Origin of the sequence: Bradyrhizobium sp. ISRA436 (genome assembly GCF_029910015.1) — a bacterium.
Taxonomy (GTDB): Bacteria; Pseudomonadota; Alphaproteobacteria; order Rhizobiales; family Xanthobacteraceae; genus Bradyrhizobium.
Genome location: NZ_CP094519.1, coordinates 6,935,272 through 6,959,147, shown reverse-complemented (window position 1 = coordinate 6,959,147; position 23,876 = coordinate 6,935,272). Strand labels below are relative to the sequence as shown.

The following is a 23,876-nucleotide window of genomic DNA, read 5'->3' as shown; positions in this document are numbered from 1 at the left end:
GCCCGATGACAGGCTCCCGCGGTGCGCGCATTGGCCTCCGACCGCGTGCTGGTGATGTATCTCGGCGAGGTCGTCGAGCTCGGGCCGGTCGATGCGGTCTGGGATGCGCCGGCGCATCCCTATACCCGCGCGCTGCTGGCGGCGATGCCGTCATCGGATCCGGACCGGCGTACCGAGGTGCCGCCGATCTCGGGCGATCCGCCCAACCCGATCGATCCGCCTTCGGGCTGCCGGTTTCACACCCGTTGTCCGTTTGCGGAGCCGCTCTGCGCAATCGGCACGCCAAAACTCAGCGATCTCGATACAATGGGCCATCAAGCGGCGTGCTACAAGGCCATTCCCGGCTCGGGGCACAGCCGCGCGCCGGCAAAAGCACAAGGAGAAAACGCGGCATGACCAGACTCACGCCTAAGGACGTCAAGGTGATCGCGCACGTGGCCGACGTGCCCGCCGATGACGAGGTGGCCAACCGCATCGCCAATTCGATCGGGCCCGCATTCGACGGTTTTGCGCCGATCTCCGGCACGCTGCCCTTCGACCTCGAACCCGCGAGCTTCCTGCTGGCCCAGATCGCACAGGTGTCGAAATGAGCACCGATCCCGCCTTGATGACCCTGACCGCAGTCGCCAAGGCGATTGCCGAGAAGAACGTCTCGTCGCATGAGGTGACGCGCGCCGTGCTGCATCGGATCGCAGAGTGGCAACCACGTCTCAACGCCTATATGGCGATCGAATCGGAACAGGCGCTCGCTGCGGCCACTGAGGCCGACGCTGAGCTGGCGAAGGGCAACAGCCGCGGCGTGCTGCACGGCGTGCCGATGGCGCACAAGGACATGTATTACGAGGCCGGCAGGGTCGTGACCTGCGGCTCGCTGATCCGCCGCGACTTCGTGCCGAAGACGACCGCGACCGCGCTGCAGCGGCTGAAGGATGCCGGCTCGATCCGGCTCGGCTCGCTGCAGATGGTCGAGTTCGCCTACGGCCCGACCGGTCACAATGTGCACTACGGCCCGGTGCACAATCCCTGGAATGTCGATCACATCACCGGCGGCTCGTCGTCAGGCTCCGGCGCGGCGGTCGCGGCGCGCCTGACCTTTGCGGCGCTCGGCTCCGACACCGGCGGCTCGGTGCGCATGCCCGCGCATTTCTGCGGCGTTACCGGCCTGAAGACAACGGTCGGACGCGTCAGCCGCGCCGGCGCGATGCCGCTGTCGCAGTCGCTCGACACCGTCGGTCCCCTGGCGCAGACGGCGGAGGACTGCGCCTTGCTGCTCGGCCTGATGGCCGGCGCTGATACCGAGGATCTCACGGCCTCGAACCAGCCGGTGCCGGATTACATGGCTGCGACAAAGCAGTCGCTGAAGGGTCTCAAGATCGGCGTGCCGACGGCGTTCTATGTCGACGACCTCGATTCCGAGGTAGCGCGCATCCTCGATGAGACCATCGCGACGCTGACGAAGGAAGGCGCCGAAATCGTCAAGGTCGAGCTGCCGGACCAGCGCCAGCTCAGCTCGGCGTCGCAACTGGTGCTCGCAGTCGAAGCCGCCGCCTTCCACAAGCGCTGGATGATCGAGCGGCCGCAGGATTACGGCCCGCAGGTGTTGATGCGGCTGCAGAACGGTCTCACGATTCCGGCGGTCACCTATCTCGAGGCGATGCGCTGGCGCGGTCCTGCGCTGGCCGCGCACAACGCGGCGGTCAGCGGCGTCGATGCGGTGATTGCGCCGTCGTCCCCGGTGCCGGCACCGACGATTGTCGAGAGCGATGTCGGCAATGGTCCGGGTGCCGACGCGGTGCTGCAGCGGCTGACGCGGTTCACCCGTCCGGTCAACTATCTCGGCCTGCCGTCGCTCTCGATCCCTTCGGGCTTCACGAAAGCGGGCTTGCCGGTCGGCATGCAGTTGATCGGCCGCTCCTTCGAGGAGGCCACGCTGCTTCGGATCGGCGCCGCCTTCCAGCGCGCGACCGATTATCACGCAAGGGTGCCGAAACTCGCATGATGGACCTCGTCGAGATCAACAACCTCAACATCCGCTTCACCGGCGATCGCACGGTCCATGCCGTGAACGATCTCATCCTGTCGCTTGGCGAGGGCGAGGTGTTGGGGCTGCTCGGCGAGTCCGGCTCGGGCAAGAGCGTGACGCTGCGGGCGCTGATGCGGCTGTTGCCGAAGAAGCGCACGCAGATGTCCGGCAGCGTCAAGGTGCTGGGCCGGGAAGTGCTGGCGATGGACGACGAGGCGCTGTCTACATTCCGCGGACAGACCGTCTCGATGATCTTCCAGGAGCCGGCGCTCGCGCTCGATCCGGTCTACACGATCGGGCGGCAGATTGCCGAAACCGTGATGCGGCATGAAGGCAAAGCGAACGCGAGGCGATGGCGCGCGCGCTCGAGATGCTGGAAGTGGTACGGATCCCCTCCGCCAAGAGGCGGCTGGAGTCCTATCCGCACGAGATGTCAGGCGGCATGCGGCAGCGCGCGATGATCGCGCTGGCGCTCGCCTGCAAGCCGAAGATCCTGCTCGCGGACGAGCCGACCACCGCGCTCGACGCCACCGTGCAGATCCAGGTCCTGCTCCTGCTGCGCGAGCTACAGCGCAAGCTCGGCATGTCTGTCATTTTCGTCACCCACGACATTCGGCGTCGCCATCGAGATCTGCGACCGTGTCGCGGTGATGTATGCCGGCCAGATCGTCGAGCAGGGCGCGTTGCGCGACATTGTGCGCTCGCCGGTCCACCCCTACGCCAAGGGCCTGTTGGTCTCGACTGTTCATGGCGCGAAGCGCGGGGAGCGGCTGGAGACCATCCCATGCACGCCGCCCGCGCTCGATGCCGCGCCGGCCAGCTGCTCGTTCGCGCCCCGCTGCAGCCTCGCCCAGCCGCGCTGCAGCGAAAGCCTGCCGCCCAACGTGCAGATCGCGCCCGGACGTCTGGCGCGTTGCGTTCTGGCCGAGCCGGCGGTAGCCGCGGTTTAGCTCGCGCGGGCGACGGCGTCGGCGATCCAGCGCCGCACCGCGGGGCGCGCAACTGGGGAACGGCGATCTCGGCGGCGGCGTGGTTCCTCAGGCGCCCGGTCCGGAACATTGTGGCGGACCCCAATCCGAACCTGACCGTCCAATTGTTCCGGCAACCACAGGGCGAGCGGATCGGCGTCCGGGTCGAGGCCCGTTGGCGCCCGGAGGCCGGGCTTGGCGTCGGCAGCGGCGTGTTGCTGGACGTTTATGGCGAGATCGGCCGGGTCTCGATGCCGGTCATTCTCGTGCCTTTTTCCAAGAACAGGGCTCGGTTCGGCGACAAACTAGCCATCATTCCTTCAACTCCCCGTGCCATCACGGACATGCGGTCCGGTTAACGCGACTTAAATGGTGGATGGTCACAAAAATGGACGACGGCCACAAACGTCGGTACAACGTGGCTTTCACATAACCCCTTTTGCAGAGACTGGAATTTATGGCAGCCGTTCCCGCCGTCCGGCGTTCCGAACTCGGTGACGCGCTGCGCGCATGTCGCAGTGCCTTCATTGGCGTTGGTCTCATGAGTTGCATGATCAACCTGTTGTACCTGACAGGTTCGATGTTCATGCTGCAGGTCTACGACCGGGTGCTGCCGAGCCGAAGTGTTCCAACCCTGGTCGGCCTCGTGGTTATCGCCGCCGGCCTTTATATCGCCCAAGGGGTGCTCGATCTCCTGCGCGGCCGGATCCTCGGCCGCATCGGAACCTCACTCGACGAAGCCCTCAACGCACGGGTGTTCGATACCATCATCCGGCTGCCGCTCATGGTCGGCAATCGCACCGAGGGTTTGCAGCCGCTGCGCGACCTCGACAATGTGCGCTCTTTCCTCGGCAGCATGGGGCCCGGCGCATTCTTCGATCTGCCCTGGCTGCCGTTCTACATGGCGATCTGCTTCGCGTTCCATTGGCTGCTCGGCGTCACCGCGCTGGTCGGCGCCGTTATTCTCGTGACGCTGACACTGATCACCGAATACATGTCGCGCACGCCCGCCAAGGATGCGTTGACGCTTGCGGCGCGACGCAACGATATCGCGGCCTCCAGCCGCCGCAATGCCGAGGTGCTCGTCGCGATGGGCATGGCCGGGCGGATGAACAAGCGCTGGAACGAGGCCAACGAGGACTATCTGGCCGGCAACCAGCGCGCGAGCGACGTCACCGGCGGGCTGGGTGCGGTCGCCAAGGTGCTGCGCATGATGCTGCAGTCGTCCGTGCTCGCAGTCGGCGCCTATCTGGTGATCCACCAGGAGGCGACCGGCGGCATCATCATCGCCGGCTCGATCCTGAGCGCGCGGGCGCTGGCGCCGGTCGATCTGGCGATCGCGCACTGGAAAGGTTTTGTCGCCGCGCGTCAGAGCTGGCACCGGCTCAACCGGCTGCTGCAGCAGATGCCGGCGCGGCCCGAGCAAACCCTGTTGCAGCCGCCGACGAAGAAGCTGGCAGTCGAGGGCGTGACCATGGTCGCACCGGGAGACCAGCGCGTGATCGTGCAGGATGTCAGTTTTGCGGTCGAAGCCGGCAGCGGCGTCGGCGTGATCGGCCCGAGCGGCTCCGGCAAGTCGTCGCTGATCCGGGCGCTGGTCGGGGTCTGGACGCCGGTCCGCGGCAAGGTGCGGCTCGACGGCGCCGCGCTCGACCAGTGGTCGTCGGACGTGCTCGGACGCTATGTCGGCTATCTGCCGCAGGACGTCGAATTGTTCGGCGGCTCGATCGCGCAGAACATCTGCCGCTTCGATCCCGACGCCAAGTCCAACGGCATCATCGCCGCGGCCAAGGAGGCCGGCGTCCACGAGATGATCATCAAGATGCGCGAGGGCTATGACACCCAGGTCGGCGAGCAGGGCAGTGCGCTCTCGGCCGGCCAGGCGCAGCGCGTCGCGCTGGCGCGCGCGCTTTACGGCAATCCGTTCCTGGTCGTACTCGACGAGCCGAATTCCAATCTCGACAGCGAGGGCGACGAAGCGCTGACCCGCGCGGTACGCGCGGCGCGGGAGCGCGGCGCGATCGTCGTCGTGGTCGCGCATCGGCCGATCGGCATCGAAGGCGTGGATCAGCTCCTGGTGTTGAAGGATGGCCGCATGCAGACCTTCGGGCCGAAAGATGTCGTGCTCGGGCAGGTGTTGCAGCGTGTTGCGCCGCCCACGCCGGTCAGGATCGTCGCCGATGCGGGGGCAGCCAAGTCATGACCGATCTCCCGCGCAACGCACATCAGTCGATCAAGAAGCATCTGATCGTCGGCCTGGCTGTGGTGCTGGTTCTGGCCGGCGGCGTCGGCGGCTGGGCCTCGACGGTGCCGATCTCGGGCGCGCTGATCGCGCCGGGCTCGGTGGTCGTCGATAGCAACGTCAAGAAGGTGCAGCATCCGACCGGCGGCGTGGTCGGCGAGATCCTGGCGCGTGACGGCGACACGGTGAAGGCTGGCGACGTCGTGGTGCGGCTCGACGAGACCGTCGTGAAGGCAAGCCTTGCGATCGTGGTCAAGACCTTGAACGGCCTTTATGCGCGCGCCGCCCGCCTCGAGGCCGAGCAGCAGGGCCGTGACAAGATCGTGTTTCCGCCTCAGCTCACTGAGCAGGCCAACGATCCCGACGTTCGCGACGTCATGGCGAGCGAGACCAAGCTGTTCGAGGTCCGGGTGAATGGCCGTACTGGCCAGAAGGCGCAGCTGCGCGAGCGCGTCGTCCAGCTCAATGAGGAGATCGCGGGGCTCGAGGCCCAGGAGCAGGCTAAGGACAAGGAAATTGCCCTAGTGCAGCAGGAACTGGTCGGCGTCCGCCAGCTCTATGAGCAGCACCTGGTGCAGCTCACCCGCCTGACCACGCTGGAACGCGACGCCGCCCGGCTCGCCGGCGAGCGTGCCCAGTACATCGCCTCGCGGGCGCAGGCCAAGGGCAAGATCACCGAGACCGAGCTGCAGATTATCCAGGTCGACAAGGACATGCTTGCCGAGGTCTCCAAGGATCTGCGCGAGGCCAACGACAAGATCGGCGAGTATGTCGAGCGCAAGGTCACCGCGGAAGACCAGCTCCGCCGCGTCGATATCCGCGCGCCGCAGGACGGCGTCGTGCTGCAGTCGACGGTGCATACGGTCGGCGGCGTCATCACCGCGGGCGACGCCATCATGATGATCGTGCCGAAAGCCGACGCACTTTCGGTCGAAGCCAAGGTCAACCCGCAGGACATCGACAAGCTGCAGATCGGCCAGAAAACGCTGCTGCGGCTCTCCGCCTTCAACCAGCGCACCACGCCTGAGCTGAACGGCGTCGTCACCCGCGTCTCCGCCGACACCACCACGGATCAGCGCACCGGGCAGGCCTATTACACCATCCGCGTTTCGATGCCGCCGGAGGAGGTCGCCCGCCTCGGCAGCGAGGTCAAGATCATCCCGGGCATGCCGGTGGAAGCCTTCGTCCAGACCGGCGACCGCACCATGCTGTCCTATCTGATGAAGCCGCTGAGCGATCAGTTCATGCGCTCGTTCCGCGAGAAGTGAGTCTTCCAATCCTCGTAGCCCGGATGGAGCGCAGCGAAATCCGGGAACACTCGCGCCGTAGATGGAGCTGCCCCGGATTGCGCTTCGCTCCGGGCTACGGGGCTGAAGTCAGCGCATGAGATTCTTCAGCAGCAATTCCAGCGCCGCCTTGGCGAATGCCTGCATGTTCGCCTGGCGGTCGCCGCTCGCGGTCTCGAGCGTGATCACCTCGTGCTGCGGGCCGGTGATCGCCATGCAGCTATGGCCGGCGGCGTCGCCGTAGCGGTTGCCAGTCGGGCCGGCTGCGCCGGTTTCCGACGGTCCCCAATCGGTCGAGAGGCGCTCGCGGATCTGGCGCGCGAGCAGTTGCGCGTAGGGCTCGGACGCCGAGCGGATGCCACGCATGGCGTCGTTGGGAATGTCCATCAGCACGCGCCGCGCGTCGCGGGTGTAGATCACGCCGCCGCCGATGAAATAGGCCGATGCCCCGGGTACCGCGAGCAGCGATGCCGAGATCAATCCTCCGGTCGAGGATTCCGCGACGGCGATCGTCTGCTTCTTTTCGATCAGTTTTGCAGCGATCTGCTCGGCGATGGATACCAGCTCAGTCATCGGCGGCCTTTCTGTTGTGCCATGAAAATTCTCCGGGGCGTCCTGCCGTCCTAGCACACCACATCGCCCTCTGCCGAGTTGCCCGCCATCGGCAGGCCTGCTTGAATGCCGTCCAAACAAGTAGGCGTCGCGACGGGCGCGCCGATCAGAGGAAACATCATGACGTCGCCGATCGCGGGCGGGGTAGATTGCGATCTGCATCCCGCCGTGCCTCATCTCACCAGCCTGCTGCCCTATATGAACGACTACTGGCGCGACCAGGTGACGACGCGCGGCATGACGGACCTGATCTCGCAGTCCTATCCGCTCAATTCGCCGATCTCGTCGCGGCCGGACTGGCGGCCGGCGCAGGGCAAGCCGGGCTCGAGCTTGGCCGACATGCAGCGCCAGGCGCTCGACAAGTTCGGCACCGCCTACGGCATCTGCAATCCGCTCTACGGCGTGCAGATGGTGTTCTCCGAGGACATGGCGAACGCGTTCTGCCGCGCGCTGAACGACTGGCTGGCGAAGGAATGGCTCGACAAGGATGATCGCCTGCGCGGCTCGATCGTGATTCCGGTGCAAAGCATCGAGAAGGCGGTCGCCGAGATCGAGCGTTGCGCGCAGGATAAGCGCTTCGTGCAGGTGCTGATGCTGGTCATGGGCGACATGCCGCTCGGCAAGCGCCATTATTGGCCGATCTACGCGGCGGCCGAGCGCCTCGGCCTGCCGATCGGGATCCATGCCGGCAGCGCCTATCACAATCCGCCGACCTCGGTGGGCTGGGGCTCCTATCACATCGAGGATTATGTCGCACAGGCGCAGGCATTCCAGACCCAGCTCACCAGCCTGATCGTCGAGGGCGTGTTCGCGCGCCATCCGAACCTGAAGATGGTGATGCTGGAATCGGGTTTCACCTGGCTGCCGCCGTTCCTGTGGCGACTGCACAAGTTCTGGCGCGGCGTGCGCATGGAAACGCCGTGGGTCGACCGCGCGCCGCTGGAGATTGTGCGCAGCAACATCCGATTCTCGCTGCAGCCGGTCGACGCGCCGCCGGAACCCGATACGCTGAACCGGCTGTTCGACCATATGCAGTCGGACGAATTGCTCCTATTCTCGACCGACTATCCGCATTGGCAGTTCGACGGCGATGACGTGCTGCCGGAGGGATTATCGCCGGATCTCGTGCGCAAGATCATGGTCGACAATCCGCACGCGACCTATACGCGCTTGAAAGTCAAGGAGACGACGCCATGAACGTCCAGCTTCGCGAACCTCCGCAAGCCGCATCGTCCACCGCCATCAAGACCGCGATTGCCGATTGCGACATCCATCCGGCGCGCGCGACGGCGGACGAGCTGTATCCGTTCCTGGCAAAGCGCTGGCACGCGCATCTCGAAACCTTCGGCGTCCATGCCTATCAGGGCATGATGGGCGGACCGCCCTATCCGAAGGCGCAGCCCAACGCCTCGCGCCGGGACGCCTATCCGCCGGAGGGCGGGCCGCAGGGCTCCTCGCTGTCCTTCATGCAGAAGCAGCATCTCGACCCCAACAACGTCGCGCTCGGGGTGCTCAATCCGCTCAACACCGGGCAGGGCATTCGCAACCAGGATCTCGCCGGCGCGATCTGCTCGGCGATCAACGACTGGCAGATCGAGAAATGGACCAGCAAGGATTCGCGGCTGAAGGGCTCGGTGGTCGTCGCCAACGAGGACGGCGTCTTAGCGGCCGCTGAAATCCGCAAGCGCGCGGGCGACAACAACTTCGTCCAGGTCCTCCTGCTCAGCCGCAACGTCGAGCCGCTCGGTCAGCGCCGCTACTGGCCGATCTACCAGGCTGCCGAAGAGGCCGGGCTTCCAATCGGTGTGCATGCCTTCGGCTTTGGCGGAAACCCGATCACCGCGTCGGGCTGGCCGAGCTATTACATCGAAGAGATGGTCGGCCATTCGCAGTGCCAGCAGACAGCACTGGCGAGCTTGGTGCTCGAAGGGGTGTTCGAGCGCTTCCCGAAATTGAAGATGGTGATGGTCGAGGCCGGCTTCGGCTGGGCGCCGTCGCTGGCCTGGCGTCTCGACAAGGTGTTCGAGCGGCTGCACGCCGAGGTGCCGTATCTGAAGCGCAAGCCATCGGACTATATCCGCGACCACATCTGGTGGACGACGCAGCCGATGGAGGATCCGGAAAGCCGCGATCATCTGTTCCAGACCATCGAATGGATCGGCTGGGACAAGCTGTTGTTCGCGACCGACTATCCGCACTGGGATTACGACGAGCCGTCGCGCGTGCTGCCGGCCGGCGTCAGCGACGCCAACAAGCAGGCGTTCTATCTCGACAATGCGAAGAAACTGTACGGTATCGCCTAACATGATCCGGACCCGAAGGGCCGCGCCAGCGCAAAGTGGGAACCGGTTTTCAGAAGAGATCATGGATGAGAGAGACTAATGGCGCGTCATGTGGTTGCCTCGGTGGATGAGCTGCCGCCGGGTTCGCGAAAATCCATCGAGGTCGACGGACGGCCGATCGTGGTCTTCAACGTCAAGGGCGAGTTCTTCGGTCTCTTGAATCGCTGTCCGCATCAGGGCGCCGCGCTGTGCGAGGGCCCGCTGATTGGCTTGGCGTCGTCATCCGATCCCGGCGAGATCGAATATACCAAGCTTGGCGAGATCCTGCGCTGCCCGTGGCACGGCTGGGAATTCGACATCCGCACCGGCCAGTCCTATTGCGACCCTCGCCGCTTCCGCGCGCGCGCCTATCCGGTCAATGTCGAGGCGGGCACGAACCTCGTGAAGGGGCCATATGTCGCCGAGACCATCAAGGTCGCGATCGAGAGCAACTACGTCGTGGTGGAGCTCTGACCGTTCCCGTCATTGCGAGGAGCCAACGGGTCGCGCTAAAGCGCGCCCGATGACACGCTCCGCGACGAGGCAATCCATCATTCCGCATACGCCGAAGCATGGATTGCTTCGCTTCGCTCGCAATGACGAGGACGGAGCTTGCCATGCAGCAGATACCGTAGGGTGAGTTAGCGTAGTATCACCCACCATTTCTCGCGTCGAATGGGAAAGAGGTGGGTTACGCTTCGCTAACCCACCTAAATTCTATTGCCGCACGCCGCTCATCATGGCCTGCCGATCTCGCGCGTAGCGTACCAGCGCGACGAAGCGATAGATGCCGTGCACGAACTTGCCATAGGGCATGGTGATGAACAGCGCGAACACCACGCCGAGATGCAGCGCCAAGAGCGGGCCCATCGCGCCCGTCTCGCGCCAGAGCAGCAGCGCAAGGCCGGTGATGCTGGTCAGGAACAGCATCACGATGAACGCGGTGTCCATGCCCATCCTCTGCTCGTCGACCAGCACGCGGTCGCGCTTCCATTTCTCTGATAGCAGGCCGATCGGGCCGATCACCAGGCCGATGCCGCCGAGCGTGCCCAGCACGACGGGCAGGTCCCACCACGCATACGGCGCCTCGCGTGCCATCAGATAGTGATACAGCGTTCCGACGCAGGTCGCGGCGAAGCAGAGAGCAAAGCCGTAGAAGGTGAAATGGTGAAACAGCTTGCGGCGGTCGGTCGGGCGGTCGTCCTCGTTGAAGCAACCGACCCCTCCGCCGTCGAGATAGCGCAGCTCGCCGGCGTCGCGGATGGCCTGCAGCAGCGCCTTGCTGTCGGTCGTCATGCCGACGGGCTCACCGATGTCGCGCCAGAACGCGCGCACGCCCATCACCAGCGCGAGGATCGCGTAAAGAAAGGCCAGGCCGAACAACAGCGCCATCGCGTTGTGCGGCATCAGCCGGTAGAACGCGCCGGAGCCGGTGTGGATGCCATAGAGCACGCTCGGGTCATTGGCCGCAGCGAAGCCGAAGATGAATGCGGCCACGCTCAGCGCGGCGATCAGGCTGATGACGAGGCCGTTGCGCGCGAATGCGCCGGCGAAGACGCGCGGCCAGGCATAGGCGGCATAGGATTCGGCGCGCGCAATCGCGAGCGTCTTCGGTACATTGACGTTGAATTCGTGCGGCGGCGAGAACTGGCAGTCGGTGTAGCAGGCGCCGCAGGCATGGCAGAGATTGGCGAGGTAGTTGAGGTCGCCGTCGGAGAACGCGCGGCGCATCTCCATCGCGGGAAACACCGCGCACAGGCCCTCGCAGTAGCGGCAGGAATTGCACACCGTCATCAGACGGTCGGCTTCCTGCAAGATCCTCGTCCCGTGCATCTCGCGAGCCTTGTCCTCAGTTCCGCGCATTCTTTGCCGCTTCCCGGCCGGCGACGCGGCCGAACACGCTGCCGATGGTCATGCCGATACCGGCGGCGTAACCCTTGCCCAGCACGTTGCCGGCCATGATCTCGCCGGCGGCGAACATGTTGGCGGAGGGCTTGCCGTCCTTCATCAGCATCCGTGCTTGCTTGTTCACGCGGGTGCCGAGATAGGTGAAGGTGATGCCGGGCCGGACCGGATAGGCGAGGTAGGGCGGCGTCTCGATCTTGCGCGCCCAGTGCGTCTTCGGCGGCGTGATGCCCTCGGTGCGGCAGTCGTCGAGAATGGTGTGGTCGAAGGTGCCGGGCTGTACCGCGGCGTTGAATTCGGTGATGGTCTTTTCCAATGCCGACGGATCGAGCTCGAGCTTGCCGGCGAGCTCGGCAATGGTTTGTCCCGCGATCGGCGGAAACAGTGTCGGCATGAAGCTGGTCACGACGGTCGAATCGAAGATGATGTAGGCGATCTGTTCGGGTTGCGCCGCGACCAGGCGTCCCCAGATTGCATAGCGCTTCGGCCAGATGTCCTCGCCCTCGTCATAGAAGCGCTGGGCGTGCTTGTTGACGACGATGCCGAACACGACCGAATCGTGGCGCGTGATGATGCCGCCGTCGAATTTGGGGGCGCGCGCGTCGATCGCCACCGCATGGCACTGCGTGGGATCGCCGATCTCCTGTACGCCCCTGGCGAGCAGCATCTTCAGGATTGAACCGCGGTTATAGGGCGTGCCGCGGATCAGGAAATTGTCGGCGGCCTCGCCCCAATGTTCCTTCAGCCATTCGATGTTGGCCTCGAAGCCGCCGGCCGCCGCCACCAGGGCGGAGGCGCGCACCTCGGTCTTGCCGTTGACCGGCTGCTTCAACTGAGCCGAGAGGAACATGCCGTCCTCGATCCTGAGATCGGTGACCTCGGCATTGTAGAGGATGTCGACGCCGAGCTGCTCGGCCGTGTGATACAGCGCATTCAGCATGGCGCGGCCGCCGCCGAGGAAGAACGAGTTGGTGCGGCCGAGGCTCAGCGTGCCGCCGAGCGAGGGTTGCCAGCGCACGCCCTGTTCGACGATCCAGTTCAGGATGTCCTTGGACTCGTGGATCATGAAGCGGGCCAGTTCCTCGTCGGTCTGGCCGCCGGTCACCAGCAGCAAATCCTTCCAGAATTCCTCCTCGGTGTAGGGGCCGGTGAGGATCTCGGTCGCCGCGTCATGGGCGCAGCGCATGTTGCGGGTGTGGCGGGTGTTGCCGCCGCGGTAGAACTTCGGCGCGCCTTCCAGCACCAGCACGGAGGCGCCCGCCCGCCTGGCGCTGATTGCAGCACAGAGGGCGGCGTTGCCGCCCCCGATCACCAGCACGTCGAACCTGCGCGTCAGATCAACCATGCACTCTTGTTATCGTTGTCGGCATGGAAAGCAACACGGTCGGGCGGATACCTGATCCGCCCGACCATGCTGCGGAATATCAGGCCGCAACGGTCTCGCGCTGCGCGACGGTCCGGCGGCCGCCCCGATAGACGATCAGCGCGGCGACGATGCCGAGCGCCGCCGCGCACATCAGCCAGAAGCCCGGCGAGGCCTTGTCGCCGGTATGCTGGATCAGCCAGGTCGAGGCAAACGGCGTGAACGTGCCGAACAGCCCCGCCGCCAGCGCAAAGGCCAGCGAGAAGCAGGTGGTGCGGACGTGCGCCGGCACGATCTCGACCAGGCAGCCGAGCATGGTGCCGCTGTAGACGCCGAAATAGAACGAGAACATCATCTCGACCGCCAGCATCTTGCCGAACGTCGGATCGGTGACGAGCCAGTGCAATGCCGGATAGGCGGTCACGAAGGACAGACCTGCGATCGCGAGCAGCACCGGCTTGCGGCCGAGCCGGTCGGAGACCGCGCCGCCGACCGGATTCCAGATGAAGTTGGTCACCGCGACCAGCAGCGTAACCAAGAGCGCATCCCGGGTCGTCAGCTTCAGCACGCTCTTGCCGAAGGTCGGCGTATAGACCGTGACGAAGTAGAAGATGGTGGTGGTCAGCACCGCGATCATCATGCCCAGCACGACGATGCGCCAGTTCGCGATCGCCGATGCGAACACCTCGCTTGCCGTCGGATGCTTCTTCATCGCCAGGAATGCGGGGGTTTCTTCCAGCGTCCGGCGCAGGAAGAAGATCACCGGAATGATCAGGCAGCCTACGAAGAACGGGATGCGCCAGCCCCAGGCAGCGACGGTGTCGGCCGGCATGCTCTCGTGGAGCAGATAGCCGAGAATCGAAGCGACGAAGATCGCCACCTGCTGGCTCGCCGACTGGAACGAGGTGTAGAAACCGCGGTTGCCGGGCGTGGCAATCTCCGCGAGATAGACCGAGACGCCGCCGAGCTCGACACCGGCGGAGAAGCCCTGCAGCAGTCGGGCGATCAGGACGATGATCGGCGCGGCAATGCCGATCGTCGCATAGCTCGGGCAGAACGCGATCACGATGGTGCCGACGGCCATGATCGAGAGCGTCACGATCAGGCCCTGGCGGCGGCCGATACGATCGATATAGGCGCCGAGCACGACCGCGCCGACCGGGCGCATCAGGGCGCCGAGCCAGAACACTCCGAACGCGTGGAGCAGCGCCGCAGTCTCGTTCCCGGAGGGGAAGAAGGCCTTTGCAATCGCCGGCGCATAGAAGCCGAACAGGAAGAAATCGAATTGCTCGAGGAAATTGCCGCTGGTCGCACGCAGGATGGCCCCGATGCGCGACTTGATCTGCGGTGATTGCGATGGATTCGACTGCGACATAACGCCCTTTCCTCCCCGTGGCAGAAGGGCTGACGAAAATTGTCCCGCCAGCCAAGGCAGTTAGCCGCCTTATGCGACAATTTGGCACGCCTGTCCGGCGCGACCAACCCGAAAACGCGTCCGAACCATCGAAAAAGAGCCGTAGTGGAAAACGCCTCGACGCAGCGTGCGCGGCATCAGGCCGTGGCGCGCGCGGTCGCGCTGAGCCAGTTCCGGAATGCCGCGAGCTTGGGCGTATCCGCCCGTCCCTGCGGGGAGACCAGATAGAAGCCGGCGTCTGCCGGCAGCGTGATCTTGAAGGGAACCACGAGGCGGCCCTTGGCGATGTCGTCCTTCACATAGGAGGTTCGGCCCATCGCGACGCCGATCCCGTCGATCGCGGCCTGGACCGTGACAAAGGTGAGGTCGAAGGTAATGCCCGGCTGCTTCGATATGTCGGTCGGCAGTCCGGCCGCGGTCAGCCACAGCCGCCAGTCGTCGCTGTTGGTGTTGCTGGTGTGCAGCAGCACGTGATCCCGGAGGTCCTCCGGACATTTCAGCGGCTTGCTTCCCTGCAGCAAGGACGGGCTGCACACCGGAAACAGTTCGTCCGCCATCAGCCACTCGGCGCGCAGGCCGGACCATTGGCCACGGCCATAGCGGATCGCGGCGTCGACCTTGTCACGCTGGAAATCGACCAGGCTGGTCGAGGTGGTGATGCGGACGTCGATGCCGGGATGCGCCTCCTGGAATGCGGAGAGCCGCGGCAGCAGCCATTTTGCGGCAAGCGAGGCGAGGGTGGAGACGGTCAGTACGTGGCCGTCGTCCCTGCGCAACAGCCGGTCGGTCGCAAGCCGCAGGTCGTTGAAGGCGGCGCGCACACCGGGAAGGTATTCGGCGGCTTCCGGCGTCAGGCTGAGCGAACGGTTCTGCCGGACGAACAGGCGGACGCCGAGCTCTTCCTCGAGCCGCCGGATCTGATGGCTGATCGCGGTCTGCGTCACGTTCAGCTCCGATGCCGCGATCGTGAAGCTCATGTGCCGCGCGGCGGCCTCGAAAGCGCGCAGCCCGTTCAGCGAAGGCAGTCGGCTGGTCATTCCGGGATGGCTCCCAAAGCATGACTTTAATTCATGCGAAACGGTACAAAGTGTCGTTTGTGGAAAGCTGCGACTCCACCAATATTACCGCCAACAGGTTACCGATAGGAGCCGTGAATGTCCATTTTTACCAATGAATCGATGACAAATCATCATGCCCATGGCTTTTTGGACCAGGTCAACGAGACCCTTCATGTGTGGTGGGACCGCTACGAGCGCCGGCGCGAGCTGGCCCAGTGGTCGGACCGCGACCTTCACGACATCGGCGTATCCCGGAGCGACGTGGCTTTCGAAACCGAAAAGCCGTTCTGGCGGGCCTAACAAGGACGCCTTCGCCGGCGTCGCCTCCGATGAGGGGCGCCGGCCAATTTCTTCACCCCCGAGGAGCGTGTCATGGCTGCGCTGCGTCTCGACGATCTCAAGCAATATTCCGACGTGCTGCGTGCGAAGGACGGTCGCGAGATCAAGGTGCGCTTCGTCGAGCCGCGCGATCGCGAGGAGCTGCAGAGCTACATCCGTTCGCTCTCCGCGAGGGCGCGCTACAACCGCTTCCTGGGCGCGATGAGAGAGCTGCCGAAGATGGAGCTCGAGCGTTTCATCCACGTCGGCGAGGCCGACCGGTTCACGGTGGTCGCGACGATGGTGGTCGACGGCTTCGAAACCATCGTCGGTGAAGCCCGCTACGCCTTCCATGCTGACAGGTCGAGCGTCGAGTTCGGCCTGTCAATCGACGACCGGTGGCAGGGCCACGGCATCGGCAAGGCGCTCTTGAAAAATCTCGAATGCCGCGCGGCGTCCTTCGGAGCCGGGCGCATCTTCGGCGACATTCTGCGTTCCAACGCGACCATGATTGGGCTTGCCCGCAAGTCCGGTTACGCCTTCACGAACAGCCCCGGCAACTGGAAGCTGGTGCGCTTCCAGAAGGATATCCACGTCAAACCACAAGAAAGTCCCTGTGCCAGCTGGCGGCTCGCCGCCGCTTCCCGCATGGCCGCGACGTCCTCGCTTGCGGTTTGATACACTGCGCCCGGTTCTGGCCCCTCCAGAACCGGGCCTTTTTTTGTAGCCAACCTGTTGCCGTAACCTCTGCTCGTCAAGCGCGGGCCTGACCCGCGCATCCATCTAAAGAAGGCGCATCTTGCGCGATAGATTGCGGGGTCAAGCCCGGCAACGACGGTCAGGCGTCCTTCGCAAAGTCAGTCGAGGTCGCCACGGTGCGCCATTCCGTCAGCTCCTTCGCGACAAGCGCGTTCTTGGCCTCGATGCGCTCCACCGTGTCGCTACCGAGCGGCAGCCGCAGCGGCGGCTTTTCGGCGTTGACGAGCCGAAGCATCGCGCCGGCGAGCTTGCGCGGGTCGCCGCGCTGGCCGTGGTTGAAGTCGGCGGCAAGCGCGCGGGTTCTGCCGACGCTCGCATGATAATCATCGATCTGTTGCGCGGTGCGCGACAGCGAGCTCTCATCCAGGAAGTCGGTGCGGAAGAAGCCGGGTTCGACCACCGTCACCTTGATGCCGAGCGGAGCGACTTCGCCGGCCAGCGCCTCGCTGATGCCTTCAACCGCGAACTTGGTCGCGCCGTAGACGCCCCATCCGGGATAGCCGGCGTAGCCGCCGACCGACGAGATGTTGATGACATGGCCGGACCGCTGCCGGCGCATATGCGGCAGCACCGCGCGCGTGACGTCGAGCAGGCCGAACACATTGGTGCCGAACAGTCGCTGGGTTTCCGCCGCGCTCGCCTCCTCGATCGCGCCGAGCAGGCCATAGCCGGCATTATTGATCAGGATATCGATGCGGCCGAATCGCTTGACCGCTTCGCCGGCGGCGGCATGGGCCTCGGCCTCTTTGGTGACGTCGAGCCTGACGGCCAGCAGCCGCTCATGCTGGCCGAGGCGGGCGGTGACGGTTGCGGGATCGCGCGCGGTGGCAACCACCGCATCGCCTGCCTTGAGCGCCGCTTCGGCGATCAAGGCGCCAAAACCCCGGGAAGCTCCTGTGATGAACCAGACACGCATGATCTTGCCCTTTCCTTTGGTGGCCGGCGCGATGCCGGCCTGGGCAAAGGGATAGCGCCTGGTCAGTGATGAGATAATCAGATATATATTCGTAAGGCTGATGAGGAAAATTCATTAATGCGGATCAATCCCTCCGACCTCGCCACCTTTCTCGCCATCGCCCGCCACAAGAGCTTTCGCGCGGCGGCGACCGAGCTTGGCGTGTCCGCGTCGGCCCTCTCGCACGCGCTGCGCAACATCGAGGAGCGGCTCGATCTGCGCCTGATCAACCGCACCACCCGCAGCGTGGCACTGACCGAAGCCGGCGAGCGGCTGTTCGCGCGGATCAGTCCAGCGTTTCGCGACATCGACGATGCGCTGGAGGACCTCAACAATTTCCGTGGTCGCCCGGTGGGCACGCTGCGCTTCACCGCGGCGCGCCAGTCGGCACAGCTGGTGCTGCTGCCGATCGTCACGCGCTTCCTGAAGGCGTTTCCCGATGTCAGTGTCGAGGTCATGATCAACGACGCGTTGATCGACATGGTCGCTGCCGGCTTCGATGCCGGCGTGCGTTTCGGCGAGACGATTGCTGCCGACATGATCGCCGTCCCGATCGGTCCGCGGCATCGCTTTGCCGTGGTCGGCTCACCCGCTTATTTTAGGACGCACAAGCCGCCGATCACGCCGTACGACCTGAAAGGTCTGCCCTGCATCCGCTACCGCTTCACCAGCGGCGTGGTTTATCGCTGGGAGTTCGAGCGCGGCGGCATCGAGGTGGATATCGACGTCGCGGGACCGCTGACGCTGAACGACCAGGACCTGATGGTCGACGCGGCGCTCGACGGGGCAGGGCTCGCCTACGTGTTCGAGGCGCAGATCGACGCGCTGATTACGAAACGCAAGCTGGTGCGCGTGCTCGCCGACTGGTGCCCGGCCTATCCCGGCTTCTTCCTCTATTACCCGAGCCGCCGTCAGCTGCCGGCCGCGCTGCGCGCCTTCGTGGATTTCGCGCGCTCTCCGAATCCGTAGCCCGGATGGAGCGAAGCGCGATCGGGGATCAGTCTCTCTTGGGGGGAGCCCTGTCCCGAATTTCGCTGCGCTCCATCCGGGCTACGCGCTCCTCATACGCGGGCTCGACCCGCGCATCCATCGAACAAAAGCGTCTCTTTGCGAGGGATTGCCGGGTCCAAGCCCGGCAATGACGGGTGACCAAGCGGCCACTCAGTTGCCCCGAAACACCGGCTTGCGCTTGTCGATGAAGGCCTGCACCGCTTCCTTGTGATCGGCCGTCGTGGTCAGCCGGATCAGCCGTTCGGCCTCATGATCGCGCGCGGTGGCGAAATCGAACAGCAGCGCTTCATCCAGATTGTCCTTCATGTAGCGCAGCGCCAGCGTCGGGCCCTCGGCCATCGCCTTGGCGAGTGCGAAGGCTTCCTCCTGCAGCGTCTCGTCCGGCACCACGCGGTTGACGAGGCCGATCTGCTCGCATCTGGCGGCATCGACCTTCCCGGCCGTGAACATCAGCTCGCGGGCGCGTGCAGTGCCGACTAGGCGCGTGAGCAGCCAGGCGATGCCGTAATCGCCGCTCAGCGCCACGCGCAGATAGCCGGTCGACACGAAGGCCGATTGCGCGGCGATGCGGAGGTCGCAGGCCATCGCGAGCGCGAGCCCGGCGCCGACCGCGGGGCCGGGCAGCGCGGCAATGGTCGGCTTGCGCACCGAGGCGAGCGCACCGGTGAGCAGGCGCTGGCGTTCCTGCAGATCGGCGACCTTGTCCTCATAGGACATGTCGAGCTTCTTCGGGTCGCGATGCGCGCCCATGCCCTTGACGTTGCCGCCGGCGCAGAACGCCTTGCCGGCGCCGGTGAGCAGCAGCACGCCGACCTCGGGGTTCTCGCCGCAGGTCCTGATCATCGTGCGCAGCGCCGGCGTCAGATTGTCCGACATCGCATTGCGCACCTCGGGGCGGTTCAGCGTGATGACGGCGACGCGGTCGCGGATCACGCAGAGCAGTTCGTCGGTGCCGGTCTCGATCTTGATTTCGCTGGTCATGTTTCCTTCCCGAGGGCTGATCGTTGCCGTCATCGCAAGGAGCCAACGGGTCGCGCGAATGCGCGCCCGATGACAGGCCCCGCGACGAAGCAATCCACTCCTCAGCTTGTGGCGATATGGATTGCTTCGCTCCGCTCGCAATGACGGATGCGGCGGATCGTTTCGCGGACGTTACGCTAGTTACATGACTTCCGTCATCTCAAAACTTCTCAACCCAGGGCCGCAATTCGAGCTCCCAGCTCCAGGCGCTGCGCGGTTGCTGCAGCACGCTCCAGTAACTCAATGCAATCGCGTCGGGATCGAGCATGGAGTCCGGCCGGTCGGCGGGCTCGGCGCGAGCCGCGCTGCGGATGCCGCCATCGATCACGAAATGCGCGACATGGATGCCTTGCGGCGACAATTCGCGCGCCATGCTCTGCGCCAGGCCGCGCAACGCGAACTTGCCCATCGCGAACGGCACCGATTGCGCGTAGCCCTTCACGCTGGCGGACGCACCGGTGAACAGGATCGCGCCCTTCTTGTTCGGCAGCATGCGTTTCGCAGCTTCCTGCGCCACCAGGAAGCCGCCGAAGGCGGAGACCGCGATCGCCCGCTCGACCTCTGATGGCACCAATTCGACGAATGGACCGCGCATGCGGCCGGAGGCGTTGTAGACCACGAGATCGGGCGTCCCGATCTCGCGCTCGACGAGGCCGAACAGCCGTTCCACGTCCTCGACCTTGGTGGCATCGCAGGCATAGGCGCGCGCGCCGGTCTCGGTGCAGAGCGCGCCGAGCTTCTCGATGCTGCGCGCGGCCAGCGCCACGCGAATTCCCTCCCGCGAAAATAGCCGTGCGAGCGAGGCGCTGAGCCCCTCGCCGGCGCCGACGATCAGGGCGATCTTGTACTTTGGCATGTCCATTGGGCTTTCCTTTGCTCTGCCGGAAGAGGATAGTCTGCCTGAAGAGATGAGCAACAAAGCCGGGAATTCAATGCAGCCGCTCAAGCAGGACCTTAAGCCGTCATACGCCAGCCAGCCGGGGCTCCTGGCTCCCGATACCACAGGCATGAACTTCTACCGGGCCGACCCCGCGCTGACTGATCTGCTGAAACTGCATTTGCCCGATGCGCTGTTCCGTCACATCGAGCCGCATCTCGACCGGCTCGGCGAACTCGCCGGCGGCTATCTCGATGAATGCGCGAGGCTCGCCGACAGGCATACGCCGGTGCTGCACCAGCGCGACAAATTCGGCCGCGACGTGCAGCACATTGAGTACCACCCGGCCTATCGCGAGATCGAGAAAGTTGCCTTCGGCGAGTTCGGCATTCACGCGCTGTCGATCCGCAAGGGCATCATGGGCTGGCCGGACAAGTATCCCGTCGTTGCCAAGCATGCCTTCACCTTCCTGTTCAACCAGACCGAATTCGGCATGGGCTGCCCGATCAACGTCACCGATGGCTGCGCCAAGCTCTTGGCGAAGTTCGGCAGCGAGGCGTTGAAGGCGAAATATCTCGACGGCCTGACGCAAACCGACATGAGCACGCTGACGCAGGGCGGCCAGTTCATGACCGAGAAGGAGGGCGGCTCCGATGTCGGCACGCTGGCGACGCGGGCCGTGCAGGAGGGCGATCACTGGCGGCTTTATGGCGAGAAATGGTTTTGCTCGAATGCCGATGCCAAGGTGGTGATGTTGCTGGCACGCCCCGAGGGCGCAGGGCCGGGCACGCGCGGTGTCGGCCTGTTCCTGATGCCGCGTTTCCTCGACGACGGCTCGCAGAACCACTACCGGATCGTGCGCCTGAAGGACAAGCTCGGCACCCGCTCGATGGCCTCGGGCGAGATCAAGTTCGATGGCGCGATCGCCTATGCCGTCGGCAAGCTCGATCGCGGCTTCGTGCAGATGGCCGAGATGGTGAACTCGTCGCGGCTTTCCAACGGCGTCAAATCCACCGCGCTGATGCGCCGCGCTTGGCACGATGCCATCACGGTCGCGAGGGGACGCGTGGTATTCGGAAGCCGCATCATCGACCTGCCGCTGGCGCGGCGGCAGTTGATGAAGATCATGCTGCCGACCGAGCAGGCGCTCTCGATGAGCTTCCTGACTGCGGACGCGCTCGACCGCGCCGAGGCCGGCAGCCAGGACGCCGCGACGCTGCTCCGTATCCTCACGCCGACCTTGAAATTCCGCGCCACCCGCGACGCCCGAAAGATCTGCGGCGATGCGATGGAGATGCGCGGCGGCATCGGCTACATTGAGGAGTTCGTCACGCCACGGCTGTTGCGCGACGCGCATCTCGGCTCGATCTGGGAGGGCACCGGCAATATCGTCGCGATCGATGCGCTAAAGCGCGCGGTCGGACGCCATGGTGCGGACAGTGCGCTCGCGGCCGATTTGCACGCACGGTTGGACGACAGCCCCGATATCCCGCAGGCCTGGCGCAACAGGCTGCGCGATCTCAGCGACCGCGCCGTCGTGTTTGCGCGCGAGGTCGCAAGTCGCATGGACAACGAGGGCGATGCGCGTCGTGCCACCAGCCTGCTCTATCATGTCGCAAGCGCGGTTGCGCTGGCGTGGGAGGGCGGACGCATTCACGAGATGCGCGGCGATGCGCGCCGGCTCCTGCTGTCGCGGATGGTGATCGACCACCGCGTGATGCCGGGCGATCCGTTCCGGCTAACGGAAAATACCGTTCAGCGCACGATGACCGAGCACCTGCTCGGCGATCGCGCTGTCGGCATGGCCGAGGTTGGCGAATTGCTCGTCGCAGCGTAGGCTCACCCGTGGCCGCAGTTCACCTCTCCCATCGGGAGAGGTCGGATCGCGCTAGCGATCCGGGTGAGGGGTATCGCTCTCTCGATAGTTCAACCCCTCACCCGGACCGCATCTTCGATGCGCTCCGACCTCTCCCAATCGGAGAGGTGGAGAGCGTACGCAACGATAAACACGAGAGGAAATTCCGATGAAGGCCGCCGTCCTGCATGAAGTCAACAAGCCGCTGGTGATCGAAGACGTCAGCGTGCCCAATCCGGGGCCGCGCGAGGTCCTGATCCGCACCGCGGTCGCCGGCCTCTGCCACTCCGACCTGCACTTCATGGAAGGACTGTATCCGCATCCGCTGCCGGCCGTGCTCGGTCATGAATCGGCCGGCGTGGTCGAGAAGGTCGGCTCCGACGTCAACTACGTGAAGCCGGGCGATCACGTTGTCACCTGCCTGTCGGTGTTCTGCGGCACCTGCGACAACTGCACCACCGGCCGCACCGTGCTGTGCACCGATACCACGGTGAAGATGCTGCCCGGCGCATCCAATCGCCTGCAGTGGAACAGGCCGGAGAAGCTCAACCAGTTCCTCAATCTCTCGTCCTTCGCCGAGCAGATGCTGGTGCACGAGAATGCCATCGTAAAGATCAAGAAGGAGATGCCGCTCGATCTCGCAGCGCTGATCGGTTGCGGCGTCATCACCGGCTATGGCGCCGTGGTGAACACCGCGAAGGTGACCGCCGGCGAGACGGTGGCGGTGATCGGCTGCGGCGGCGTCGGCATGGCCGCGATCAACGGCGCGCAGATCGCGGGCGCCGGCCGCATCATCGCGATCGACACCAATCCGGCCAAGCTGCAACTCGCGACCAAGCTAGGGGCCACCGATATCGTCGATCCCGCGAACGGCGACGTCGTGCAGCAGGTGCGCGAGCTGACCGGCGGCGGCGTGCATCATTCCTTCGAGGTGCTCGGCCGCAAGGACACCGCCGAGCAGGCGTTCGGCATGCTCGCTGCCGGCGGCACCGCGACCATCGTCGGCATGATCCCGTTTGGCCAGAAGATCGAGCTGCACGGCTTTGACTTCCTGCGCGAACGCCGGATCCAGGGTTCGTCGATGGGCTCCAACCACTTCCGCGTCGACATGCCGCGTCTCGTCGATTTCTACATGCGCGGCAAGCTGCATCTGGAGGACTGGATCTCGGCCAAGCTGAAGCTCTCGGAAATCAACGAAGGCTTCGCCAACATGAAGGCCGGCAAGACGCTGCGCAGCGTGATCGTGTTCGACAGTTAGGGAATTTGTCGTCGCCCGGCTCGACCGGGCGCCCCAGTACGCCGCGGCGGAAGTTGTGTGAATCAACTGCGGCCGCGGAGTACTGGATGCCCCGCATGAAGCGGGGCATGACGGCGGAGCGTGTCGCTGCGAGCGTGGCCCTTACCGCGCTACGTGCGCCGATACCGCAAGCCACTTTCCGTTCTGTCTGGCCCAGCAATCGGTGTAACGGCCATGCGCGGGCTGGCCGTCCGCGCCGATGTAGCTCGTTTGCGCGTGGATGATGGCGAAATCGCCGAGGATGCGAATCTTGACGTCCTCGGCCTTCAGGCCCTTGATCTTCACCGGGATCGCCGTCTGCTTCAGGAAGGCAGCGCGATCGACAAGGCTCTTGTCGGGATTGGTGCAGTAGAAATCCTCCGCCAGGATCTCGTCGAAGCGTTTGACGTCGCAGTTCTGAACGGAGTCGACGTAGTCCTTGTTGAGCTTCGTCAGCTCCTCGATGTCGTTGTTCATTATTGGTCCTCCCGGTTCATGCCACCGTCATTGCGAGGAGCTCGCGACAAAATTGCAAGGCAATTTTGCGCTGAAGCGACGAAGCAATCCGCCTATGCGGAGAGATGAATTGCTTCGCGGAGCCTGTCATCGGGCG

22 protein-coding genes and 2 pseudogenes are annotated in these 23,876 nt (G+C 64.9%); 15 read left to right on the top strand and 9 right to left on the bottom strand.

The genetic code is table 11. The features are described 5' to 3' along the window. Positions 1-21: 21 nt before the first annotated feature. The 7 genes and pseudogenes from MTX23_RS32380 to MTX23_RS32350 all read left to right on the top strand — a co-directional run. A pseudogene (locus tag MTX23_RS32380) lies at positions 22-396 on the top strand (ABC transporter ATP-binding protein); the annotation flags it as partial. Further along, positions 393-590 (top strand): hypothetical protein, encoded by a 198-nt coding sequence (locus MTX23_RS32375; RefSeq protein WP_280974138.1) that lies wholly within the window; start codon positions 393-395, stop codon positions 588-590. The pseudogene MTX23_RS32380 and the gene MTX23_RS32375, both read left to right, overlap by 4 nt. Then, positions 587-1,999, top strand: coding sequence for an amidase (locus tag MTX23_RS32370; RefSeq protein WP_280974137.1), 1,413 nt, complete (start codon positions 587-589; stop codon positions 1,997-1,999). The genes MTX23_RS32375 and MTX23_RS32370 overlap by 4 nt, the downstream gene beginning before the upstream one ends. Next, a pseudogene (locus MTX23_RS32365) lies at positions 1,996-2,973 on the top strand (ABC transporter ATP-binding protein). Before MTX23_RS32370 ends, MTX23_RS32365 begins: the two are co-directional and overlap by 4 nt. A 110-nt stretch (positions 2,974-3,083) precedes the next feature. Continuing rightward, a complete protein-coding gene (locus tag MTX23_RS32360; protein ID WP_280974136.1) occupies positions 3,084-3,350 on the top strand; it encodes a hypothetical protein in 267 nt (88 codons plus the stop codon). 98 nt (positions 3,351-3,448) lie between these two features. Next, complete coding sequence (locus MTX23_RS32355; protein WP_280974135.1) at positions 3,449-5,194, top strand: type I secretion system permease/ATPase; 1,746 nt, start codon at positions 3,449-3,451, stop codon at positions 5,192-5,194. Then, on the top strand, positions 5,191-6,501 hold the full coding sequence (locus tag MTX23_RS32350) for an HlyD family type I secretion periplasmic adaptor subunit (RefSeq protein WP_280974134.1): 1,311 nt from the start codon (positions 5,191-5,193) through the stop codon (positions 6,499-6,501). The genes MTX23_RS32355 and MTX23_RS32350 overlap by 4 nt, the downstream gene beginning before the upstream one ends. Positions 6,502-6,609: 108 nt before the next feature. Here the strand turns inward: MTX23_RS32350 and MTX23_RS32345 are convergent, their stop codons facing one another. After that, entirely contained in the window at positions 6,610-7,092 is a 483-nt protein-coding gene (locus MTX23_RS32345; RefSeq protein ID WP_280974133.1) for a CinA family protein, read from the bottom strand. A gap of 159 nt (positions 7,093-7,251) precedes the next feature. On the opposite strand from MTX23_RS32345, the gene MTX23_RS32340 reads away from it, so the two are divergent. The 3 genes from MTX23_RS32340 (at position 7,252) to MTX23_RS32330 (ending at position 9,926) form a co-directional block, all read left to right on the top strand. Further along, complete coding sequence (locus tag MTX23_RS32340) at positions 7,252-8,328, top strand: amidohydrolase family protein (protein ID WP_280974132.1); 1,077 nt, start codon at positions 7,252-7,254, stop codon at positions 8,326-8,328. Next, positions 8,325-9,434, top strand: coding sequence for an amidohydrolase family protein (locus MTX23_RS32335; RefSeq protein WP_280974131.1), 1,110 nt, complete (start codon positions 8,325-8,327; stop codon positions 9,432-9,434). The genes MTX23_RS32340 and MTX23_RS32335 overlap by 4 nt, the downstream gene beginning before the upstream one ends. 78 nt (positions 9,435-9,512) lie before the next feature. Beyond that, positions 9,513-9,926: a Rieske (2Fe-2S) protein gene (locus MTX23_RS32330; RefSeq protein ID WP_280974130.1), complete on the top strand. Its 414-nt coding sequence runs from the start codon at positions 9,513-9,515 to the stop codon at positions 9,924-9,926. Positions 9,927-10,169: 243 nt separating this feature from the next. Here MTX23_RS32330 and tcuB read toward each other — a convergent pair whose 3' ends face one another. The 4 genes from tcuB to MTX23_RS32310 all read right to left on the bottom strand — a co-directional run bounded on the left by tcuB (position 10,170) and on the right by MTX23_RS32310 (position 15,171). Then, positions 10,170-11,285, bottom strand: a complete 1,116-nt coding sequence (tcuB, locus tag MTX23_RS32325) for a tricarballylate utilization 4Fe-4S protein TcuB (protein ID WP_280978294.1) — start codon at positions 11,283-11,285, stop codon at positions 10,170-10,172. Between the two features lie 16 nt (positions 11,286-11,301). Then, on the bottom strand, positions 11,302-12,693 hold the full coding sequence (gene tcuA / locus MTX23_RS32320) for an FAD-dependent tricarballylate dehydrogenase TcuA (protein ID WP_280978293.1): 1,392 nt from the start codon (positions 12,691-12,693) through the stop codon (positions 11,302-11,304). A gap of 88 nt (positions 12,694-12,781) precedes the next feature. Then, positions 12,782-14,095 (bottom strand): MFS transporter, encoded by a 1,314-nt coding sequence (locus MTX23_RS32315; protein WP_280974129.1) that lies wholly within the window; start codon positions 14,093-14,095, stop codon positions 12,782-12,784. Positions 14,096-14,271: 176 nt separating this feature from the next. Next, positions 14,272-15,171, bottom strand: coding sequence for a transcriptional regulator GcvA (locus MTX23_RS32310; protein WP_280974128.1), 900 nt, complete (start codon positions 15,169-15,171; stop codon positions 14,272-14,274). A gap of 117 nt (positions 15,172-15,288) precedes the next feature. Between MTX23_RS32310 and MTX23_RS32305 the strand changes: the two genes are divergently transcribed. Together MTX23_RS32305 and MTX23_RS32300 are read left to right on the top strand one after the other, a co-directional pair. Continuing rightward, entirely contained in the window at positions 15,289-15,492 is a 204-nt protein-coding gene (locus MTX23_RS32305) for a DUF1127 domain-containing protein (RefSeq protein WP_280974127.1), read from the top strand. Positions 15,493-15,564: 72 nt separating this feature from the next. Next, positions 15,565-16,188, top strand: a complete 624-nt coding sequence (locus MTX23_RS32300; protein ID WP_280974126.1) for a GNAT family N-acetyltransferase — start codon at positions 15,565-15,567, stop codon at positions 16,186-16,188. 160 nt (positions 16,189-16,348) lie between these two features. On the opposite strand, the gene MTX23_RS32295 is transcribed toward MTX23_RS32300, so the two are convergent. Beyond that, positions 16,349-17,185, bottom strand: coding sequence for an oxidoreductase (locus tag MTX23_RS32295; protein WP_280974125.1), 837 nt, complete (start codon positions 17,183-17,185; stop codon positions 16,349-16,351). Positions 17,186-17,302: 117 nt separating this feature from the next. On the opposite strand from MTX23_RS32295, the gene MTX23_RS32290 reads away from it, so the two are divergent. Then, positions 17,303-18,193, top strand: coding sequence for a LysR family transcriptional regulator (locus tag MTX23_RS32290; RefSeq protein WP_280974124.1), 891 nt, complete (start codon positions 17,303-17,305; stop codon positions 18,191-18,193). 192 nt (positions 18,194-18,385) lie between these two features. On the opposite strand, the gene MTX23_RS32285 is transcribed toward MTX23_RS32290, so the two are convergent. Together MTX23_RS32285 and MTX23_RS32280 are read right to left on the bottom strand one after the other, a co-directional pair. After that, positions 18,386-19,216 (bottom strand): enoyl-CoA hydratase, encoded by an 831-nt coding sequence (locus MTX23_RS32285; protein ID WP_280974123.1) that lies wholly within the window; start codon positions 19,214-19,216, stop codon positions 18,386-18,388. A 199-nt stretch (positions 19,217-19,415) separates the two neighbouring features. Continuing rightward, complete coding sequence (locus MTX23_RS32280; RefSeq protein ID WP_280974122.1) at positions 19,416-20,117, bottom strand: SDR family NAD(P)-dependent oxidoreductase; 702 nt, start codon at positions 20,115-20,117, stop codon at positions 19,416-19,418. Positions 20,118-20,187: 70 nt separating this feature from the next. Between MTX23_RS32280 and MTX23_RS32275 the strand changes: the two genes are divergently transcribed. Both MTX23_RS32275 and MTX23_RS32270 read left to right on the top strand, forming a co-directional pair. Next, entirely contained in the window at positions 20,188-21,969 is a 1,782-nt protein-coding gene (locus tag MTX23_RS32275) for an acyl-CoA dehydrogenase family protein (RefSeq protein WP_280978292.1), read from the top strand. A 187-nt stretch (positions 21,970-22,156) separates the two neighbouring features. Continuing rightward, positions 22,157-23,245, top strand: coding sequence for a Zn-dependent alcohol dehydrogenase (locus tag MTX23_RS32270; RefSeq protein WP_280974121.1), 1,089 nt, complete (start codon positions 22,157-22,159; stop codon positions 23,243-23,245). A 141-nt stretch (positions 23,246-23,386) separates the two neighbouring features. On the opposite strand, the gene MTX23_RS32265 is transcribed toward MTX23_RS32270, so the two are convergent. Continuing rightward, positions 23,387-23,740, bottom strand: coding sequence for a nuclear transport factor 2 family protein (locus MTX23_RS32265; RefSeq protein ID WP_280974120.1), 354 nt, complete (start codon positions 23,738-23,740; stop codon positions 23,387-23,389). Positions 23,741-23,876: the final 136 nt, after the last annotated feature.

Coding starts and splice junctions, on each gene's coding strand:
- MTX23_RS32375 (WP_280974138.1), top strand. CDS start 393: ATGACCAGACTCACGCCTAAGGACGTCAAGGTGATCGCGCACGTGGCC.
- MTX23_RS32370 (WP_280974137.1), top strand. CDS start 587: ATGAGCACCGATCCCGCCTTGATGACCCTGACCGCAGTCGCCAAGGCG.
- MTX23_RS32355 (WP_280974135.1), top strand. CDS start 3,449: ATGGCAGCCGTTCCCGCCGTCCGGCGTTCCGAACTCGGTGACGCGCTG.
- MTX23_RS32350 (WP_280974134.1), top strand. CDS start 5,191: ATGACCGATCTCCCGCGCAACGCACATCAGTCGATCAAGAAGCATCTG.
- MTX23_RS32345 (WP_280974133.1), bottom strand. CDS start 7,092: ATGACTGAGCTGGTATCCATCGCCGAGCAGATCGCTGCAAAACTGATC.
- MTX23_RS32340 (WP_280974132.1), top strand. CDS start 7,252: ATGACGTCGCCGATCGCGGGCGGGGTAGATTGCGATCTGCATCCCGCC.
- MTX23_RS32335 (WP_280974131.1), top strand. CDS start 8,325: ATGAACGTCCAGCTTCGCGAACCTCCGCAAGCCGCATCGTCCACCGCC.
- MTX23_RS32330 (WP_280974130.1), top strand. CDS start 9,513: ATGGCGCGTCATGTGGTTGCCTCGGTGGATGAGCTGCCGCCGGGTTCG.
- tcuB (WP_280978294.1), bottom strand. CDS start 11,285: ATGCACGGGACGAGGATCTTGCAGGAAGCCGACCGTCTGATGACGGTG.
- MTX23_RS32315 (WP_280974129.1), bottom strand. CDS start 14,095: ATGTCGCAGTCGAATCCATCGCAATCACCGCAGATCAAGTCGCGCATC.
- MTX23_RS32310 (WP_280974128.1), bottom strand. CDS start 15,171: ATGACCAGCCGACTGCCTTCGCTGAACGGGCTGCGCGCTTTCGAGGCC.
- MTX23_RS32305 (WP_280974127.1), top strand. CDS start 15,289: ATGTCCATTTTTACCAATGAATCGATGACAAATCATCATGCCCATGGC.
- MTX23_RS32300 (WP_280974126.1), top strand. CDS start 15,565: ATGGCTGCGCTGCGTCTCGACGATCTCAAGCAATATTCCGACGTGCTG.
- MTX23_RS32295 (WP_280974125.1), bottom strand. CDS start 17,185: ATGCGTGTCTGGTTCATCACAGGAGCTTCCCGGGGTTTTGGCGCCTTG.
- MTX23_RS32290 (WP_280974124.1), top strand. CDS start 17,303: ATGCGGATCAATCCCTCCGACCTCGCCACCTTTCTCGCCATCGCCCGC.
- MTX23_RS32285 (WP_280974123.1), bottom strand. CDS start 19,216: ATGACCAGCGAAATCAAGATCGAGACCGGCACCGACGAACTGCTCTGC.
- MTX23_RS32280 (WP_280974122.1), bottom strand. CDS start 20,117: ATGGACATGCCAAAGTACAAGATCGCCCTGATCGTCGGCGCCGGCGAG.
- MTX23_RS32275 (WP_280978292.1), top strand. CDS start 20,188: ATGCAGCCGCTCAAGCAGGACCTTAAGCCGTCATACGCCAGCCAGCCG.
- MTX23_RS32270 (WP_280974121.1), top strand. CDS start 22,157: ATGAAGGCCGCCGTCCTGCATGAAGTCAACAAGCCGCTGGTGATCGAA.
- MTX23_RS32265 (WP_280974120.1), bottom strand. CDS start 23,740: ATGAACAACGACATCGAGGAGCTGACGAAGCTCAACAAGGACTACGTC.